Here is a 15,929-nt window from a genome sequence, read left to right as displayed (position 1 = left end):
TAGCCAGAAACAAATTTTTTTAAAATATCTCAAATCCTTGTCTTGATGCAGCCCCTCCCCACTGGCGCTTTGGATCAAGACAAGGTTATTTAAATGGGCGACAGCTTACGTAATACTTCATACTTAATACTTGATACTTCATACTTTATATTTCCCTAAGATAACAAATTATGTTTTTTGATTAAGAAACGTAAAAAAAGTTATGATTGTATGAAGCTGATCCCCTAAATCTGTGATTATAACTGAGTAACCATTCAGCTATCAGCTATCAGCTATCAGCTATCAGCTTTTAGCTATGAGTTTATGCCCATAGCGCACGCTACCAAAACATCCGGGAACGTGAGAGCCCCTCTCTTTTAAGGAGGGGATGAAACGGACGCGACGGGTTTTAACCCGCCGTGTCCCTCTGCTTAGGTTCAGGAAATTTGGCTATTAGACTTCTGACCAACTCAGATGGAGTCATCCCACGCCGTTCTGCTTCTTGCTTTAATTGCATTTTTTCAAATTTATTAATTCGGATCATCAATCGTTCGTCTTTCATTTTTGGAATACTATTTGCGCGCACGAATGTTCCGATTATAGTAGGAGGCAATCAAATGTACAAGACGATTCCAGTAAAAGCCAACTTGACAGAGGAAGAGCAAGCTTTTTGGGTATTTCAGTGCCAACAAGCGAATAGTCTGGTAAATTGTGCTATCTATTACTCCAAACAAAAACATTACACCTGGTTAGAACAGCAAGAAGAAGCTTTTACGACTTACTGGCGAGAGGATGATCTTAGATATGGGTGGAAAACCTATAAATGCAGTGTCAAATATGCCGAACTCTGCAAGAATCTAAAAGAGAATCCTCACTATAAGGCGATGGCAGCTCAGTCGGCACAACAAACTCTCAAGACTGTAGCCGAATCAATCAATAGCTACAATCAGTTAGTCGGCCATTATTACAAGGGAAAAGTCGATAGACCAAAACTGCCAAGATACAGAAAGAAAGGCGGATTGGCAGCTGTAACTTTCCCTAGACAAGCTCTTGGTTATAAGTCAGGGTTGTTCTACCCTTCGATCAGCAAGGAAACAAAACCTGAGTTGATCACCGAGATTACCCTGGAGCCGCCGGACTTTATAGATCCGGACTGGGTAAAACAGATAACTGTTCGTCCGTACCTTGGGCAACTTTGGATCGACTGGGTAATTGATGACGAGAAGCAACCAATCTCTGATAACCCCAACCTCGACTATTCCCAAGCGTGGAGTTTTGATCACGGCGGGACGAACTGGCTGACTGGGCTTTCAACCCTTGGCAAGAGCCTGATAATTGACGGTCGAAAACTCAAGTCAATGAATCAGGGGTACTGCCGGTTAGTCGCCAAGTACAAACAGGGGAAACCAGAGTTTTACTGGGATTCCAAGCTAGATCGAGTGCAGCGGAAACGAAACAACCAGATACGGGATGCGATCAACAAAGCTGCTAGATTCATTATCAATCGGTGCTTAAATGATCGCATTGGAAACCTAATTATCGGCTGGAACGAAGGACAGAAAAGCCGTTCTAATATGGGCAAACGTGGCAATCAGAATTTCGTAGTCATCCCGACCAAGAGACTAATCGAACGGCTGAAACAACTTTGCCCTGAGTACGGCATTAAACTAACAATTACCGAGGAATCGTACACCAGCAAAGCGTCTTTCCTTGACGACGATCCATTACCAAAATATGGTGAAAAACCCAACGGGTGGTTTCCGTCAGGATGTCGGGTAAGGCGTGGTTTGTATAAAACTTCTGAGGGATACCTGGTAAATGCCGACTGCAATGGTGCGGCCAACATTGCCAGGAAAGTAGCCACACAGCTAAATATAGACCTAGCTAAGGTGGGTAGAGGGAGCTTGACACTCCCACACCGGTATGAAATTTTCAAGTCACTGAATAGATCGTACCGCACAAGAAGTGTTCGCGAAGCGTCGGCGAAAGCCGATAGAGGCGCGGTTTCAACCCGCCTCGTAACAACCTTGTAGAATCCCCCGTGCTTCAGCCGGGGGAGATGTCAAATGAACAGCTTATGCCCATAGCGCACGCTACTTGAGTGGCCATTGGCCAACGACTGACCACTGACGGCTGACGGCTGACGGCTGACGGCTGACGGCTGAATGCTAAGATGACTTAGGTTTACGATCATAGAGGTGATTAATGACAATTCCTTTGCTAGAGTATCCGCCCTCAACCCAAAATCAGCGGGTCGCTGGATATGAGGTGTCCGGAGATGAGCAGCCTAAACTATACACTACAGCTAATCTTCTCTCTCCATCGGAAATGGATGAATTGATTAGGGCAGCCTATGGTCAGATTTTTCATGAACAACAGATTCTCAAAAGCAACCGCCAAACTTTTTTAGAATCACAGCTGAGATTTGGTCAAATCACCGTGCGCGATTTCATTCGTGGTCTAGCAACATCTGAACCTTTTTGGCAGCGCAATTATCAGACCAACAACAACTACCGTTTTGTCCAGATGTGTGTACAACGCATCTTGGGGCGTGATGTCTACAGCGAGCGGGAGAAGTTAGCTTGGTCAATAGTGCTGGCTACTAATGGGTTACAAAACTTTATTGATACTCTGCTCGGTAGCGACGAGTATCTGGAAAACTTTGGTGATCACACCGTGCCTTATCAGCGGCGACGGATCATAGCCCAGCGTACTCAAGGGGATCTACCCTTTGCCCGGATGCCTCGTTATGGGGAAGACTATCGCACCCAACTGCAACAGCTAGGTTACTTCAAATACCAACCAATTGGTTTCAAAACCTATTATCCTCCTGCCTCAGTGCGCTTTGTAGCAGGAGTACTCACTAAGGCAGGGGCTGTAGTCTTACTTGGGGGAACAATGGCGATCGCCTTAGCCGCCTGGGGTATTATCAGCCTGTAGCTTTGAGTGTAGGTTTGATAAGAAATGTTACTAACCTGCTAACAGTTAGAGCAATTAGCAGGAGTGAACAGCTGACCTGTGTCTTGACCAGAAGGTCAGCAACCAAGAGGCTTCCAGCACCAATGTGGAGCAAATCCACAGGGTAGCAATGGCAAGCCAGTTCTGATCTGCCATTGCAATCAGACATCAAAAAATCTTAAACTCTTAACAAGATGTAACGAATAAAGGCTCGACATCATTGTATAAAAGTTACCTGAAGGGTAAATAGTGACAGGCGAAAGCCAACCAACCGGTTGACACACAGCATTCCTAGGTCTCTCACCAAAACGTGAAGTTTTGTAATTTTTCTTAACGATCCGTTTTGTTACCAAACTCATGGGACAAAGACTAGGACAAAGACCAAAAAAGAGAGATAGGAGTATTAGCTGTGGCTGGAGCATGTTCTATGCCTTTCCCGTTTCAAACTGCTTGATTCAGTTTGATTCAGTCTGAGTCTGTTTAACTGAAGCCCGTTTTGAAACAAAACCAACTAACCTAGGAGATTCCGTCAATGTTTGATGCGTTTACTAAGCTTGTTTCGCAGGCTGATGCCCAGGGTCAATACATTAGTGCTGACCAACTAAGTGCTCTTAGCGCTATGGTGAAGGACAGCAACAAGCGGATGGATGCAGTTAATCGCATTACCAGCAACTCTTCCACCATTGTGGCTAACGCGGCTCGCTCCCTGTTTGCTGAGCAACCCCAGTTGATCAATCCTGGTGGTAATGCCTACACCAGCCGTCGGATGGCTGCTTGCTTACGCGATATGGAAATTATCCTGCGCTATGTAACTTACGCCATTTTTGCTGGTGATGCTAGTGTGCTGGAAGACCGCTGCCTGAATGGTCTGCGGGAAACCTACCTAGCTCTGGGAACTCCTGGTGCTTCAGTGGCAGTGGGTGTAGAAAAGATGAAGGACGCTGCGATTGCGATCGCTAACGACTCCAATGGCATCACCCCTGGTGATTGCAGCTCTCTGATGGCTGAAATTGGCAGCTACTTCGATAAGGCAGCTGGTGCGGTTGCCTAAAAAGTATCGGCATATCACTTGCTGTCTAACAATCACAACTTCAAACGTTTTTGAAAACTTGACAAAATATTAGGGAGATACCTAGACAATGAAAACCCCGCTTACAGAAGCCGTCGCTGCTGCTGACGCTCAAGGTCGTTTTTTAAGTAATACAGAAATCCAGACTGCCTTCGGTCGATTCCAGCGGGCTACAGCTTGCTTAGAAGCGGCAAAAGCCTTGACTGCTAAAGCCTCAACCTTGACTGACGGTGCAGCCCAAGCGGTGTATAACAAATTCCCTTACACCACTAGCATGCCTGGATCAAACTACTCATCTGACAATACAGGTAAAGCAAAATGCTCCCGTGATATCGGTTACTATCTGCGTATGGTAACTTACTGCCTAGTTGCTGGTGGTACTGGACCGATGGATGAGTACTTGATTGCTGGTTTAGATGAAATCAACCGTACCTTCGAGCTCTCTCCAAGCTGGTACATCGAAGCCCTCAAGTACATCAAGGCTAACCATGGTTTAAGTGGTCAGCCTGCTAATGAGGCAAATAACTACATTGACTACGCTATTAACGCCCTGAGCTAATTGCTCTTTTGGCCTGGAAAGGTCAGCAGGTGTTAGCAAGAACTAGCGTCTGCTGACCTTTCCGGGCATTGTTTTGTCTATACAGTTTGTCTATAGCAAAGGGAGCAGGGAGCAGGGAGTAGGGAGCAGGGAGCAGGGAGTAGGGAATATGGCATCAAAAATGCTCACCATTGATTTAGGTACCCTATATCTACCAAGTAATCAGATCAATGATGAAGAATAAAGTAAGAAATTGGTAGGTTTTTTGAGGAGACAGGAGACAGGAGCGTGCGTAAAATGAAAATTAACAAGTTTAAATTAACAAGTTTAAATTAGCAAGTTAACATGTTGCAGCCTAGTCTTGAGAATTATGTTGAGACTGATAACTCTGAGTCTTTAACTGTAGAGCAAGCCATCGCAAATCTACAAGGTAACGACCAGGGGCTTCGCTATTATGCAGCATGGTGGCTAGGAAAGTTCCGAGTGCGGGAACCAGTGGCAATTGATGCCCTAATTGCTGCGCTAGAGGATCAGGAGAACCAGACAGAATTAGGAGGATATCCTCTGCGCCGAAATGCCGCCAGGGCATTGGGCAAACTAGGAGACCATCGAGCTGTACCTGCGCTGATTAATTGTTTAGACTGCTCCGATTTTTATGTTAGGGAAGCAGCGGTACGATCTTTAGGGATGTTAGGGGATCGTGCCTGTATTCCCAAGCTGATCAAACTGCTAGACGGAGGTTTAGAAGCAGCCCAGCCTATACTCGGAAGTCCCCACCTCGCCCAACCCTACAATGCTGTCATCGAAGCCTTGGGGGAGCTTGGTGCCACCGAAGCCATTGACCTAATTGAAGTATTCCTAGAACATCCCAACGAGTTGGAACAGTATGCCGCCGCACGGGCGATGTACCAGCTAACTCAAAACCCTACTTATGCTGAACGTTTAATCAAAGCTTTGAAAGCTGATCAAGTGCTACTGAGGCGGGCAGCTCTTTCCGATCTCGGGGCAATTGGTTATTTACCAGCAGCAGATGCGATCGCTCAGACCTCGGCAGAAAATAATCTGAAGCTACTCGCCCTCAAAGGAATTTTAGAGCATCACTTAGAAAACAATCCTACTGATGGTTGCTACCTATCGGAGACTGCAATTAAAATTATAAACTTGATGGATGGTCTTCTATGAAGTGTGAAGTTTAAAGCATGAAGGATGAAGGATGAAGGATCAAGTTTCAAGAATCAAGGATCAAGTTTCAAATAATTTTATCTAATCATTTATCTAACAATTTTATCTAACCATTTATCTAACCATTACTCTGCCACTGGTGGGTTTTGATGGTTTTACCTTTTGCTTTAAATCTACCACTAGGGAACGCCTAGGGCAAACAACCTTGGCCAAAAGGCCACGCTAAGCGAACAACCTTAGACTCCTTCATGACCAACACAACTCAAGGCCAAGAATTAATTCGAGCTGTGAAAGAGGCAGATTCTGCCTATAGCTTAGTAAAAGCAGTGAAAGCCCTAGCTAATGCCCGTTTAGAGGCTGGGATTCCCACTTTAATTGCAGTTCTTAGCTACAATAACCCAGGTGCAGCAGGAGTAGCTGCCGGTGGGCTAGTGGGATTAGGTAAAACAGCAGTAGCGCAATTGCTAAACCTAATTGATGACTATAACTACGGAGGTAGAGCTTGGGCAATCCGCGCACTAGCAGCAATTGGGGATCCTAGAGCCTTAGATACCTTAATCGAAGCAGCTGAAAGTGACTTTGCTATGAGCGTCCGTCGAGCTGCGACAAAAGGTCTGGGCAACCTGGACTGGGAGGATATGCCTAAAGATAAAATTCCTGCTGCCCAAGAGCAAGCTTTTAAAACACTACTGCTAACCTGCCAAGATACAGAATGGGTAGTTCGTTATTCTTCCGTAGTAGGATTGCAAGGTCTAGCTACTGCTGTAGTGGTCACCTATCCGGATCTGGCTGAGACTATCAAAACTCATTTAGCGCAAATGTTCAAGACTGAAACCGATGTAACAGTGGGCACCCGTATCCAACTGGCTATCCAACAACTTGCATGAATGACTAATCAGTAATCAGGAACGCCGAATATTAAAACAACACCAATCTTGACGCTTCCAGAGGGTGGCGACAATCCAGTTATTTTGTTCTAGGGTATCAGCAATCGGTTTCACCTGATCTAATAACACACCACTGATAACTCCCCAGCTGGTGGGTTTCACAATAGCATTCATTAGTGGAATTAAATCAATAATCACCTCTGCGAGAATGTTGCAGAGGATTCCATCTACTGGTTCACCATTAGTAAGCTTAGACAAGGTTTCTAGACTACCCTGTTCTATTACCAGATCCTGCTCAGACATGTTGTTAAGAGAGCGGTTGTTGCGGGCAGCACCCACGGCTAATGGGTCAATATCCACGCCATAGACCTTTTTAGCCCCTAACAACACCGAGGCAATGGAAAGAATGCCGGAACCACAGCCAATATCCGCTACGACATTGTCGTGATCACTGCTGAAGCCTAGACGCATCTCTAATGCTTCCATGCATAACTGAGTGGTGGGATGGGTACCTGTGCCAAATGCTGCTCCGGGATCAAGGCGTAACAAGATCCGTTCGGAAGGGTCTGGTAAGGGTAGCCAGGCGGGATAGATCAAAAAGCGATCGCCAACTTCTTGGGGTTCCCAGTATTGTTTCCAACTACTTGCCCAATCTTCCTCATCAATCAGGTGCCACCGAGTTATCGGTACTGGCAGCCCTACAGTAAGGGCATCCTGATTTACCCAAAGGGCAAGGGCTGCCAAATCCAACAGCTGTGCTTGTATTTGGGGTAAGTGAGCCAGCACTAGTTGAGAATGTCCCTTAAGCTGGGTGGACATTCCTCGACAACCAAACTTCTCCAATCGCCAGAAGATTAAATCCTCTAAGGCAGAGTCGCACAAAATTTGAATTTCCCACCAGCTGTTTGCCATATCTTAGTTCCGAGGTCAAGAGTGCTGAGTTTAAGAGTGGGGAGTCAGCAGGGGGAGGTACCTGCTCTACACTTAAGGAGCAAGATTGTTTGTACCTATAACCTTTTCCCCATATTCAGCACCCAGCACTCAGCACTCAGTACTGAACGTATTCAGTACTGAACTTATAAAGTTACCGTGTGAGCATCCCTAATCCCTGGCACCTTCATAATCTCTGTCAAAACTCCCTCCGGTAAGGGGTCATCTAGACTAAGCACCATAACTGCGTCACCCCGCACAATTTTGCGGCCCACCTGCATACTGGCAATATTGACATTAAAACTACCCAGTAGAGAGCCAATTTTACCAATAATTCCCGGCATATCCCGGTGTAGGGTAAACAGCATATAGTGAGTGGGAGGAACATTAATCGGGAATTCGTCGATACTGGTAATGTAGATTTCCCCATCATTTAACAAAGCACCCGTTACAGAATGTTTCCCCATGGAACCGGTAGCTGATAGATCTAGGGACCCAGAATAGTCTCGCATCGAAGCATCCCTGGTTTCAATTACCCGAATGCCCCGCTCTTTTGCTTCAATGGATGCATTGACATAGTTTACCCGCTCTCGCAGTGCCTGGGAAAGTAAGCCTTTGAGGGCAGCAACCACTAAGGGCTGGCTTTCGTTGGTAGCTAACTCTCCCTGTAATCGGACATCAAGTAATTCAATGCGTCCCCCCGCCAGTTGAGCAACTAGGTTACCCAGAGTTTCTGCCAACTCCATGTATGGTCTGAGTTTTTCAATCACATTGGGTGACAATCCAGGAATATTAACTGCTGAACGGGCGGGTAAGCCTAAGAGGACATCCCGAATTTGTTCGGCTACATCAACAGCAACATTAACTTGGGCTTCTGTGGTAGATGCCCCTAGGTGGGGGGTCAGAACCATTTCTTTCCCCAATTCACGCAAGGGGGATTCTCCTAGTGGTTCTGATTCATAAACATCCAATGCGGCACCAGCAATTTTACCCTCTTTTAGTGCCTTAGCCAGAGCTTCTTCATCAATAATGCCTCCTCTGGCACAGTTGATAATTCGGGCAGTTGGCTTCATCTTAGCAATGGCTTCGTCATTAATCAGATGAGCGGTTTCTGGAGTTTTGGGGATATGGAGTGTGATGTAATCAGACTCCTGCAACAGCAAATCCATCTCCACTAAACGACAACCTAGCTGTTCCGCCCGTTCTACCGAAATGAAGGGGTCATAGCCCAGCAACTTCATTCCCATTGCTCGGGCGACAGTTGCTACATGGGAGCCAATTTTACCCAAGCCAACTACACCAAGGGTTTTTTTGTAAACTTCTGTGCCAATAAAAAGCTTACGCTGCCACTTATTGCTTTTAACTGACTGATTGGCATCGGAGATATGGCGAGATAGGGCTAGCATCATCGCCAGGGCATGTTCGGCTGCAGCTATAGTATTTCCTTCCGGAGAGTTAACCACTACAATCCCATGACGAGTTGCTGCTGGGATATCGACGTTATCAACCCCAACACCAGCACGACCGATGATCTTGAGTTGCTTGCCCGCCTCAATTACCTCTTGGGTAACGCGGGTGCCAGAACGAATCATCAGAGCATCATAGTCTGGGATAATTGTCAATAGTTCTTCCGGTGATAGATTCGGATTGAAATTAACCTCAGCAACTTGGGAAAGGATATCAATGCCAGCTTGATCAATTGAGTCAGAAACAAGAACCTTAGACATGACCAGGAGATAGGTTAATGGGCTATACAAACGGTGCTGGAGCTATTCCATGGAAAACTAAGATCAACCCCAAGAGTACTAGAGATGAACCATCATCCAATAGCACTTAACTACAAGGAAATGTAGTTGAACAGGTCTATGTTGTTCACATTCAGTAGCTTTGACCGCAGTATGCTATCTTAACTGCAAAGGTATCCCTGGATAGCTACTGATCTAAAAGATTTTAAGTTTCCCCCATCTTTCATGGAAAATTTCTCAAAACTCTCACTGTTGAAAACCCCTTTGCTTGAGGCGGGGGATCAAAACGAGCTCAAGGAAGAGTTCAAGTAAACTTTAAATGTAGATAATCAGCACAAGTGGCGATGAAATATGTGATTGCTGTATTCCCCAACCGCATTAAGGCAGAAGAAGCTTATACTGCTTTGGAAAAAGAAGAGTTACCTATGGATCGAGTAAGTATCTTGGGTAGAGGATATAAGAGTGCTGATGAGTTTGGATTCATTGACCCCAAACAACAGGGAATCAAGGGAGCCCGACGAATGGCATATTGGTTGGTTCCCTTTGGATTTGCGGCGGGTTATCTGTTCAATGTGCTAACTGAAATAAAACTGTTTGGCTTCTCTAGTGAAATTGGTAATCATCTCCTGGGAGGGGTATTTGGTGCGATCGCAGCAGCAATGGGTAGCGTTTTCGTTGGAGGTGGGGTTGGGTTGAGTGTTGGTAGTGGTGATGCACTGCCTTATCGGAACCGTCTGAATGAGGGAAAATACTTAATTGTTGTTCAGGGATCCGAGAGTTTGACAGAGCTAGGGACTAAAATTCTGCGTCAGTTTCAGCCGGAGACTATTCAAAGGTATGAGTTCCTCTAGACTATATAAGGGTTGCGCAATTATTTTGGGGGTAAAAATCCCAAAGGCGCAAAGAGGGCAAAGTAACAAAGACTAAATGTAAATAAAAATAAATAAAATTTAAGAAAGATAACTTTTAGAGTTAGTCATGGGTAATAGATAGTATGCGAAACTGATTACCTATTGCTAAATCCTGATTAGAATTTGAGGAAATAATTATTTAGACCATTAATCAAACGTCTTTAACAAATTATTAGGAATGCTACCTAGAGAAGAACTTTTAAAAAGTGTAGAGAATCGAGAAGATGTGGCTCGTGTGATTGACCAAGCTGATCAAGCAATTAAGACTTGGGAGGTGGTATTGACTGATTTTCTATCACCGCCAGTTTTGGTAGAGGTTGCTCAGCAGTTTGAACGGTTGACAGAGGTGCAATTGCTGGCTTGGGGAGGATATCCTCAGGCGGAACGACAACGGTTAGGGATCGCCCGTGAGGAATTGCCTCTGGATAAATCTCAGGTAGAAGTGGTGGGTTTGGATATTGCTGGGAATTTTTTGTTTGATACGGCAACTCACCGGGATTTCTTGGGGGCAATTCTGGGAACTGGATTGGTGCGAGAAAAGATTGGGGACATTATTGTCTTGGGAGAGCGAGGTGCTCAGGTGATTGTGGTACCAGAGTTGGTAGAGTTTCTGGAACTGAATTTAAATCAGGTGCGTTCGGTACCTGTCAAAACTCAACGGATTGATTTGAGTGAACTCAAGGTTAAGGAACCGAAAAAGAAACTCAGAACAACAACAGAAGCTTCCATGCGTCTAGATGCGATCGCATCAGCTGGGTTTGGTATGTCCCGCAGCAAGATGGTTGATTTCATTACCACTGGGGATGTGCGGGTTAACTGGAAAGAGGTCAAGCAATCTAGCTATACAGTCAAATCTGGAGATTTGATTGCCATTCGTGGTAAAGGACGCTTGGAGGTTGGGGATGTCTGTATTACTAAAAAACAACGATATCGGGTTGAATTAACGCGATACATCTGAAACAAGGTGGGGCTTCAACTTTCGCTGTGTTCAATCTCCTGTCTATAAGATAAATTGAGAAAGGTAGACATAAAAAGCCTATAGGTTGTCAGCACCCAATACCCTGACTGGGACTAAAGACCCCGACTGGTTTTTCGTTCCCCGTTGCCCATAGCTGGGGTTTCCACAATACCTAAGATTTGTGATGAAAATTTATTAATTAATGATTATTACGACTTCCGTGCTGCAAAGCTTACTGCAAGCTATACCTATACTGCGGTCACAGGTGTACTTTAAGTCTTCTTTGACCGCACTTTCCCATGCCATGGAAGATCAGGTATTAGCTGGCTCAGAGCAGCCGTTGGTCATTGCTAGCTTCCAGCGAGAGCGTTTCTACCGTCAGGAAGCTCATCGATATCGACGCATTGCTCAACAGACCCCCCAAGTCTATGTACTAGCAGCACCGGAAACAGAATTTAAGAGTAGTTCAGAGTATCACGAAACCGTGGCATTTGAACCCAACGATACCCTCTCTCAAGAATGGCATTTGGTAGTTATTGGGCGAAGTTACACAAACTGTTTGATTTGTCAAGAACGACCCACACCAATACTAGAGGTTACCAATGGGGAAATGGACTCATCCCGACGTTTTGAAGGAATCTGGACATTTGACCGGACGGTGAGTCAAAAAGCAGCTGAGATATTACTCAATCGCATTCAAATTTACCGACCTGAACTAGGCGCTAAGATTGAACAGGCCAAATCTCAGTATTTAGACGATTCATTAGTAGTTAGTGCTCGATTAACCCAAAACTCCACCAGTAATCTATCCCTTCTCGACCAAGCTCAAAGTTCCGCCAATTCTGATCCTTTTGTCCAGCGTTTGGTGACTTACCTACAGGCAGGTCAGTATAAATTGCTCAAAGCCTATCGCTCCATTGCTGCTCAGGGAAAGAAAGAATCTCTGATCAATTCTATTTCCAACGCCATTAGGCGATCCCTTGACCCCAATGCCATTCTTGAAGTTGCTGTGCAAGAGTTGGGTAAAGCCCTTCAAGCATCACGGTGTCTGATTTATCGCTGTAAAGCAACAGATACCACTACTATCATCAATCATGAGTTTTTAAAGCCCCCTAGTAAGGGGGATGAACCATTAGTGCCCACACTAGGAAAGAGATGGCCATTGCAAGACAATTGCCTATTCCAAGAGGTTGTCCAGAGTGGAGAACGGATTTATGTAGAAGACACCCAGACAGATCCTCGGATTAACGGTACTAATTCCAGAAATAAAACTGGTAATCGACGATCAAAAACCTTGCACAATCTAGTCCAAGAGCTTGCCATTCGCTCTTGGCTGAAAGTACCAGTGCTGTATCAGGGTCAGTTATTGGGCATGTTAGATATACATCATTGTGGGTCCCAACCTTATCAATGGGAAAAAGATGAGTTAGCCTTAGTGGATGCGATCGCAACTCAAGTCGGTGTAGCTTTGATTCAAGCCGAAGCCTACGCCAACCTAGAAGATTTGAATCAGCAGCTAGAAGCTCTTGACCGCACCCGTAGCAATTTAGTAGCGATTACAGGTCATGAACTGCGCACTCCTCTCTCCACAATTCAAGTATGTCTTGAGAGTCTAGCTAGTGAGCCAGATATGTCCCTAGAATTGCGTCAGGTGATGCTCAATACTGCCCTCACTGACGCCGAACGAATGCGGAAACTGATTCAGGACTTCCTTACTCTTTCTCGCTTAGAAAGTGGTCGTGTGGAATGGCACCCAGAATCCCTCTCCCTAAGAGAGTGCATTGACCTTTCCCTGAGTAATGTTTGCGCTCGCCGTTCTGAAGATGAACGACCTAGTTTATCGGTTCAAGTTCCAGAGAACCTTCCATTAGTCAAAGCCGACGGGGAGTGGCTAGTTGAAACTCTAGCTAGACTTCTCGATAATGCCTGCAAATTTACCAGCCCACAAGGAGAAGTAACTATAAGTATCCAAACACTGGACAATTCCATGATAGTAGTTATTATCGAAGATTCTGGACGTGGTATTGAACCCAATCGGCTGGAAGCTGTTTTTGACCGCTTCTATCAAGAAGAAGGTGCTCTGCGGCGAACTACTGGGGGAACAGGGCTAGGTTTAGCAATTTGTCGCCAAATTGTCAAAGGCTGGGGCGGTAAAATTTGGGCAAATTCAGCTGGCAAAGACCAAGGTTCTCAGTTTTACTTTACTGTTCCCATTATCCAAACTCCAAAGTCAAAGCACTCAAAAGCTCGGCGTAAACGTTAGGGGATTCGAGATAATGAAAGTTTGGGATGGTACAAAAGTAGTGATTTTAGCTCCTGTTACCTTGACCAGACCCTAGCCGAATCACTAGATCTTTAGCACTACCAACGCAGGTTCCGTACACAGAACCCAAACCACTCGCGCTTTGCATCAAGACAATGAAGACCAGCTCACTAAGGGGACAATCGTTTAATCACCCAATCCCCATCCTCACCACGATTGTAGAGCAACCGATCGTGGAGCCGACTGGGACGTCCCTGCCAAAACTCAATTTCTGATGGAATTACCCGGAACCCTCCCCAGTGCGGTGGACGAGATACCTCTTTATTTTCATAGTCTTGGTTCAGTTGCTGTAGCCGTTGCTCCAACACCTCACGACTAGGAATAACTTGACTTTGATCTGACACCCAAGCCCCCAGCTGAGAACCCTTGGGACGACTGTTAAAATAAGCATCAGACTCAGCGGCTGTTAGCTTATCGACTCGCCCCTCAATCCTTACCTGTCGTTCTAACTCAGCCCACCAAAAGGTGATGGCAGCCCAAGGATTCTCGATTAACTGCTGCCCTTTGTTACTTTGATAATTAGTGTAAAAGACAAACCCCTGCTGATCGTAGCCTTTCAGAAGTACCATCCGGGCGGAAGGTTTGCCATCTGGTGTTGCTGTAGCTATAGTCATGGCATTCGGTTCTGGCAACTCAGCAGCTACTGCCTGGTCAAACCAAATTTTGAATTGCTCGAAAGGATTTGGCTGGACATCGGTTTCACTCAAACCCTTCAATGTGTATTCCTTACGGAAATCAGCTACTCTAGTATTCATGTTTCTTGCCTTACAATTGACCAGTTTTGGTGGCATATTTTAGATCTCCCTAGCAAGCAGGTGTAGGCTTGAAGGGAACTCCAACTGCTGCTATACTGCACACAGTCATAACCTGAGCTAATCCAAGCTTCCCCTAGCCCGCCAAAACAGCGGGGGGAAAAGAGGTAAAAAGTTCACTTTATGACCGTGCCAACTAGATGTCCTTGACCTGTGCGCGTTGGGACACCTGTGCACTTTACAGTAATCGGCAAGTTAAAAAAGCCGAATTTTCGTGTTATCTGTTGTAGAAGTAGGAAGCAACTGCAACGGTTTTGGATTAAGCTGATGCGACAGATTAATTTTTTGCTGATTTTCGCTCTATGTCTGGCACTAGTCTTATTTGGCTTGGAAAATACCCAATCTGTTTCCATTAGGATTATTGATGGTATCCAGGTTAAGGCTCCCTTGGCGATTGCACTGATTCTATCCATGTGGCTTGGAGCAGTAATAGCCTGGTTATTCAGCTTGTGGACGCGATTTATCAATTTTCTAGGAACTCGTAAAATGGTTGGGCAGATACACTCAAAGGATGAACAGATTAGACAATTAGAAGACGACATTCAACAATACAAAATTGAGATTGAACAGAAACAGTTGCTTTTATCGGCATCTGACCCATTGTCAGATAATCCACTATTAGACTAATTTTGGTATCGCTATTGGGGATTGGTAAAATGTCAAGGAGCTGAATCTACCCTATAAGCTATATAATTCAATGCCTGAGCAATATAAGTCTAACAAAAATGTTGTTTACTCTTCTAAGTCCCCTGTTATAGTTTGCTCTAAGTACAGACAAAAAGTTCTGACAGGCAACCTTGAAACCAGGATCGAAGAGTTAACTATAGAAGCTTGCCCGAACATGGACTAATAAATTCTAGAGATGGAAGTAATGTCAGACCATGTACATCAAGCTATGGAAGTTAACCCTAAGTTTCGAGTTTATAAAGCAGTCAAATATAAAATAAATGTATTCTTATATATAAGAGATCAGAAAATAATTACCGCAACTTCGCTCTAGACTGCCTACGCTTTGGACTAAAAGCTATTTGATTTGTACGGTTGGCGGTGGGCTAATCGAAGTTATTAAGAAGTACATAGAAGACCAATAGACCAAAAGCGCCAGTAATTTTTATATGTGAGCAGTGAACTTTCCTGGCCATAAGCGCATATAAAGGCTACCAGTTAAACTCGAAAAATCGCCAATTTATGGTGTATGTTCATATCATTCCTTTTTGTTTCAGAGGTTGTATTCAAGGTCTATACAAGAGTGAAAATTAAAGAGGTAAAATTTACGCTTCCTGATGTTCGTTGTCCTATTTGTCCTCCCTCCAAATAATACAATACCGATGCTACCAGAGTTGATATCACCCCTTACAGGACTTCTGCAGTAACTCTACCTGTAGGGTCAGTAAGCGTACTTATAGGTTATAGGGTTTGGTGCCCAGTTTTGTGTAAGTCCTGCCGTCAGTTAATTGACCAACAGTATCGAACAAGACATGGCTATATATCGTTAGTCAATAGACACGGGTCCTATAGATGACTACAACACCTGCTACCGAAGCGATCGCTATTCTCATTGATGTGGCACAGCGGGGAGAAATTGACCCATGGGATGTTCAGGTAATTGATGTCATTGACCGCTATCTAAGTACACT

General features: G+C 44.9%; 16 protein-coding genes and 2 pseudogenes. 12 read left to right on the top strand and 6 right to left on the bottom strand.

Annotated elements, in window-relative coordinates:
* Positions 1 to 388 precede the first annotated feature (388 nt).
* Entirely contained in the window at positions 389 to 541 is a 153-nt protein-coding gene (locus tag F6K57_RS14710; protein ID WP_293025446.1) for a CopG family transcriptional regulator, read from the bottom strand.
* A 55-nt stretch (positions 542 to 596) separates the two neighbouring features.
* Here F6K57_RS14710 and F6K57_RS14705 point away from each other — a divergent pair, with 55 nt between their 5' ends.
* On the top strand, positions 597 to 2,012 hold the full coding sequence (locus F6K57_RS14705; RefSeq protein WP_293025447.1) for a transposase: 1,416 nt from the start codon (positions 597 to 599) through the stop codon (positions 2,010 to 2,012).
* Between the two features lie 29 nt (positions 2,013 to 2,041).
* Here the strand turns inward: F6K57_RS14705 and F6K57_RS14700 are convergent, their stop codons facing one another.
* Positions 2,042 to 2,173 carry a hypothetical protein gene (locus tag F6K57_RS14700; RefSeq protein WP_293025448.1) on the bottom strand — a complete coding sequence of 44 codons (132 nt, stop codon included), beginning with the start codon at positions 2,171 to 2,173 and terminating at the stop codon, positions 2,042 to 2,044.
* An 11-nt stretch (positions 2,174 to 2,184) separates the two neighbouring features.
* Between F6K57_RS14700 and F6K57_RS14695 the strand changes: the two genes are divergently transcribed.
* Positions 2,185 to 2,919 (top strand): phycobilisome rod-core linker polypeptide, encoded by a 735-nt coding sequence (locus F6K57_RS14695; RefSeq protein ID WP_293025450.1) that lies wholly within the window; start codon positions 2,185 to 2,187, stop codon positions 2,917 to 2,919.
* Here F6K57_RS14695 and F6K57_RS14690 read toward each other — a convergent pair.
* Entirely contained in the window at positions 2,909 to 3,106 is a 198-nt protein-coding gene (locus F6K57_RS14690) for a hypothetical protein (RefSeq protein WP_293025452.1), read from the bottom strand. The two genes, F6K57_RS14695 and F6K57_RS14690, sit on opposite strands and share 11 nt — an antisense overlap.
* Before the next feature lie 363 nt (positions 3,107 to 3,469).
* Between F6K57_RS14690 and F6K57_RS14685 the strand changes: the two genes are divergently transcribed.
* From F6K57_RS14685 to F6K57_RS14670, 4 genes are all read left to right on the top strand, one after another.
* Positions 3,470 to 3,988 carry a phycocyanin subunit beta gene (locus F6K57_RS14685; protein ID WP_293068754.1) on the top strand — a complete coding sequence of 173 codons (519 nt, stop codon included), beginning with the start codon at positions 3,470 to 3,472 and terminating at the stop codon, positions 3,986 to 3,988.
* An 88-nt stretch (positions 3,989 to 4,076) separates the two neighbouring features.
* Positions 4,077 to 4,565 carry a phycocyanin subunit alpha gene (cpcA, locus tag F6K57_RS14680; RefSeq protein WP_293068751.1) on the top strand — a complete coding sequence of 163 codons (489 nt, stop codon included), beginning with the start codon at positions 4,077 to 4,079 and terminating at the stop codon, positions 4,563 to 4,565.
* Between the two features lie 324 nt (positions 4,566 to 4,889).
* A complete protein-coding gene (locus F6K57_RS14675) occupies positions 4,890 to 5,726 on the top strand; it encodes a HEAT repeat domain-containing protein (RefSeq protein ID WP_293068748.1) in 837 nt (278 codons plus the stop codon).
* A gap of 248 nt (positions 5,727 to 5,974) precedes the next feature.
* The gene (locus F6K57_RS14670) at positions 5,975 to 6,613 is read left to right on the top strand and encodes a HEAT repeat domain-containing protein (protein ID WP_293068745.1); all 639 of its coding nucleotides are present in this window, start codon (positions 5,975 to 5,977) and stop codon (positions 6,611 to 6,613) included.
* A 15-nt stretch (positions 6,614 to 6,628) separates the two neighbouring features.
* Here the strand turns inward: F6K57_RS14670 and prmA are convergent, their stop codons facing one another.
* Together prmA and serA are read right to left on the bottom strand one after the other, a co-directional pair.
* Positions 6,629 to 7,525 carry a 50S ribosomal protein L11 methyltransferase gene (gene prmA / locus F6K57_RS14665; RefSeq protein WP_293068742.1) on the bottom strand — a complete coding sequence of 299 codons (897 nt, stop codon included), beginning with the start codon at positions 7,523 to 7,525 and terminating at the stop codon, positions 6,629 to 6,631.
* 164 nt (positions 7,526 to 7,689) lie between these two features.
* Positions 7,690 to 9,270, bottom strand: coding sequence for a phosphoglycerate dehydrogenase (gene serA, locus F6K57_RS14660; protein ID WP_293068739.1), 1,581 nt, complete (start codon positions 9,268 to 9,270; stop codon positions 7,690 to 7,692).
* A 362-nt stretch (positions 9,271 to 9,632) separates the two neighbouring features.
* On the opposite strand from serA, the gene F6K57_RS14655 reads away from it, so the two are divergent.
* The 3 genes from F6K57_RS14655 to F6K57_RS14645 all read left to right on the top strand — a co-directional run bounded on the left by F6K57_RS14655 (position 9,633) and on the right by F6K57_RS14645 (position 13,420).
* The gene (locus F6K57_RS14655; protein ID WP_075904163.1) at positions 9,633 to 10,139 is read left to right on the top strand and encodes a hypothetical protein; all 507 of its coding nucleotides are present in this window, start codon (positions 9,633 to 9,635) and stop codon (positions 10,137 to 10,139) included.
* Between the two features lie 238 nt (positions 10,140 to 10,377).
* Positions 10,378 to 11,157, top strand: a complete 780-nt coding sequence (locus F6K57_RS14650; protein WP_293068734.1) for a photosystem II S4 domain protein — start codon at positions 10,378 to 10,380, stop codon at positions 11,155 to 11,157.
* Between the two features lie 202 nt (positions 11,158 to 11,359).
* The gene (locus F6K57_RS14645; RefSeq protein ID WP_075904158.1) at positions 11,360 to 13,420 is read left to right on the top strand and encodes a DICT sensory domain-containing protein; all 2,061 of its coding nucleotides are present in this window, start codon (positions 11,360 to 11,362) and stop codon (positions 13,418 to 13,420) included.
* A gap of 170 nt (positions 13,421 to 13,590) precedes the next feature.
* Here F6K57_RS14645 and pdxH read toward each other — a convergent pair whose 3' ends face one another.
* Positions 13,591 to 14,235: a pyridoxamine 5'-phosphate oxidase gene (gene pdxH / locus F6K57_RS14640; protein ID WP_075904156.1), complete on the bottom strand. Its 645-nt coding sequence runs from the start codon at positions 14,233 to 14,235 to the stop codon at positions 13,591 to 13,593.
* Between the two features lie 324 nt (positions 14,236 to 14,559).
* On the opposite strand from pdxH, the gene F6K57_RS14635 reads away from it, so the two are divergent.
* The 3 genes and pseudogenes from F6K57_RS14635 to F6K57_RS14625 all read left to right on the top strand — a co-directional run.
* Positions 14,560 to 14,919: a LapA family protein gene (locus F6K57_RS14635; RefSeq protein WP_293068728.1), complete on the top strand. Its 360-nt coding sequence runs from the start codon at positions 14,560 to 14,562 to the stop codon at positions 14,917 to 14,919.
* A gap of 70 nt (positions 14,920 to 14,989) precedes the next feature.
* Positions 14,990 to 15,383: pseudogene (gene tnpA / locus F6K57_RS14630) on the top strand (IS200/IS605 family transposase).
* Positions 15,384 to 15,810: 427 nt separating this feature from the next.
* Positions 15,811 to 15,929: pseudogene (locus F6K57_RS14625) on the top strand (segregation/condensation protein A); the annotation flags it as partial.

This window comes from Moorena sp. SIO4A5, assembly GCF_010672005.1.
Taxonomy (GTDB): domain Bacteria; phylum Cyanobacteriota; class Cyanobacteriia; order Cyanobacteriales; family Coleofasciculaceae; genus Moorena.
Note: the sequence above shows the minus strand (reverse complement) of the source record. Positions and strands in the feature narration are given on the sequence as shown.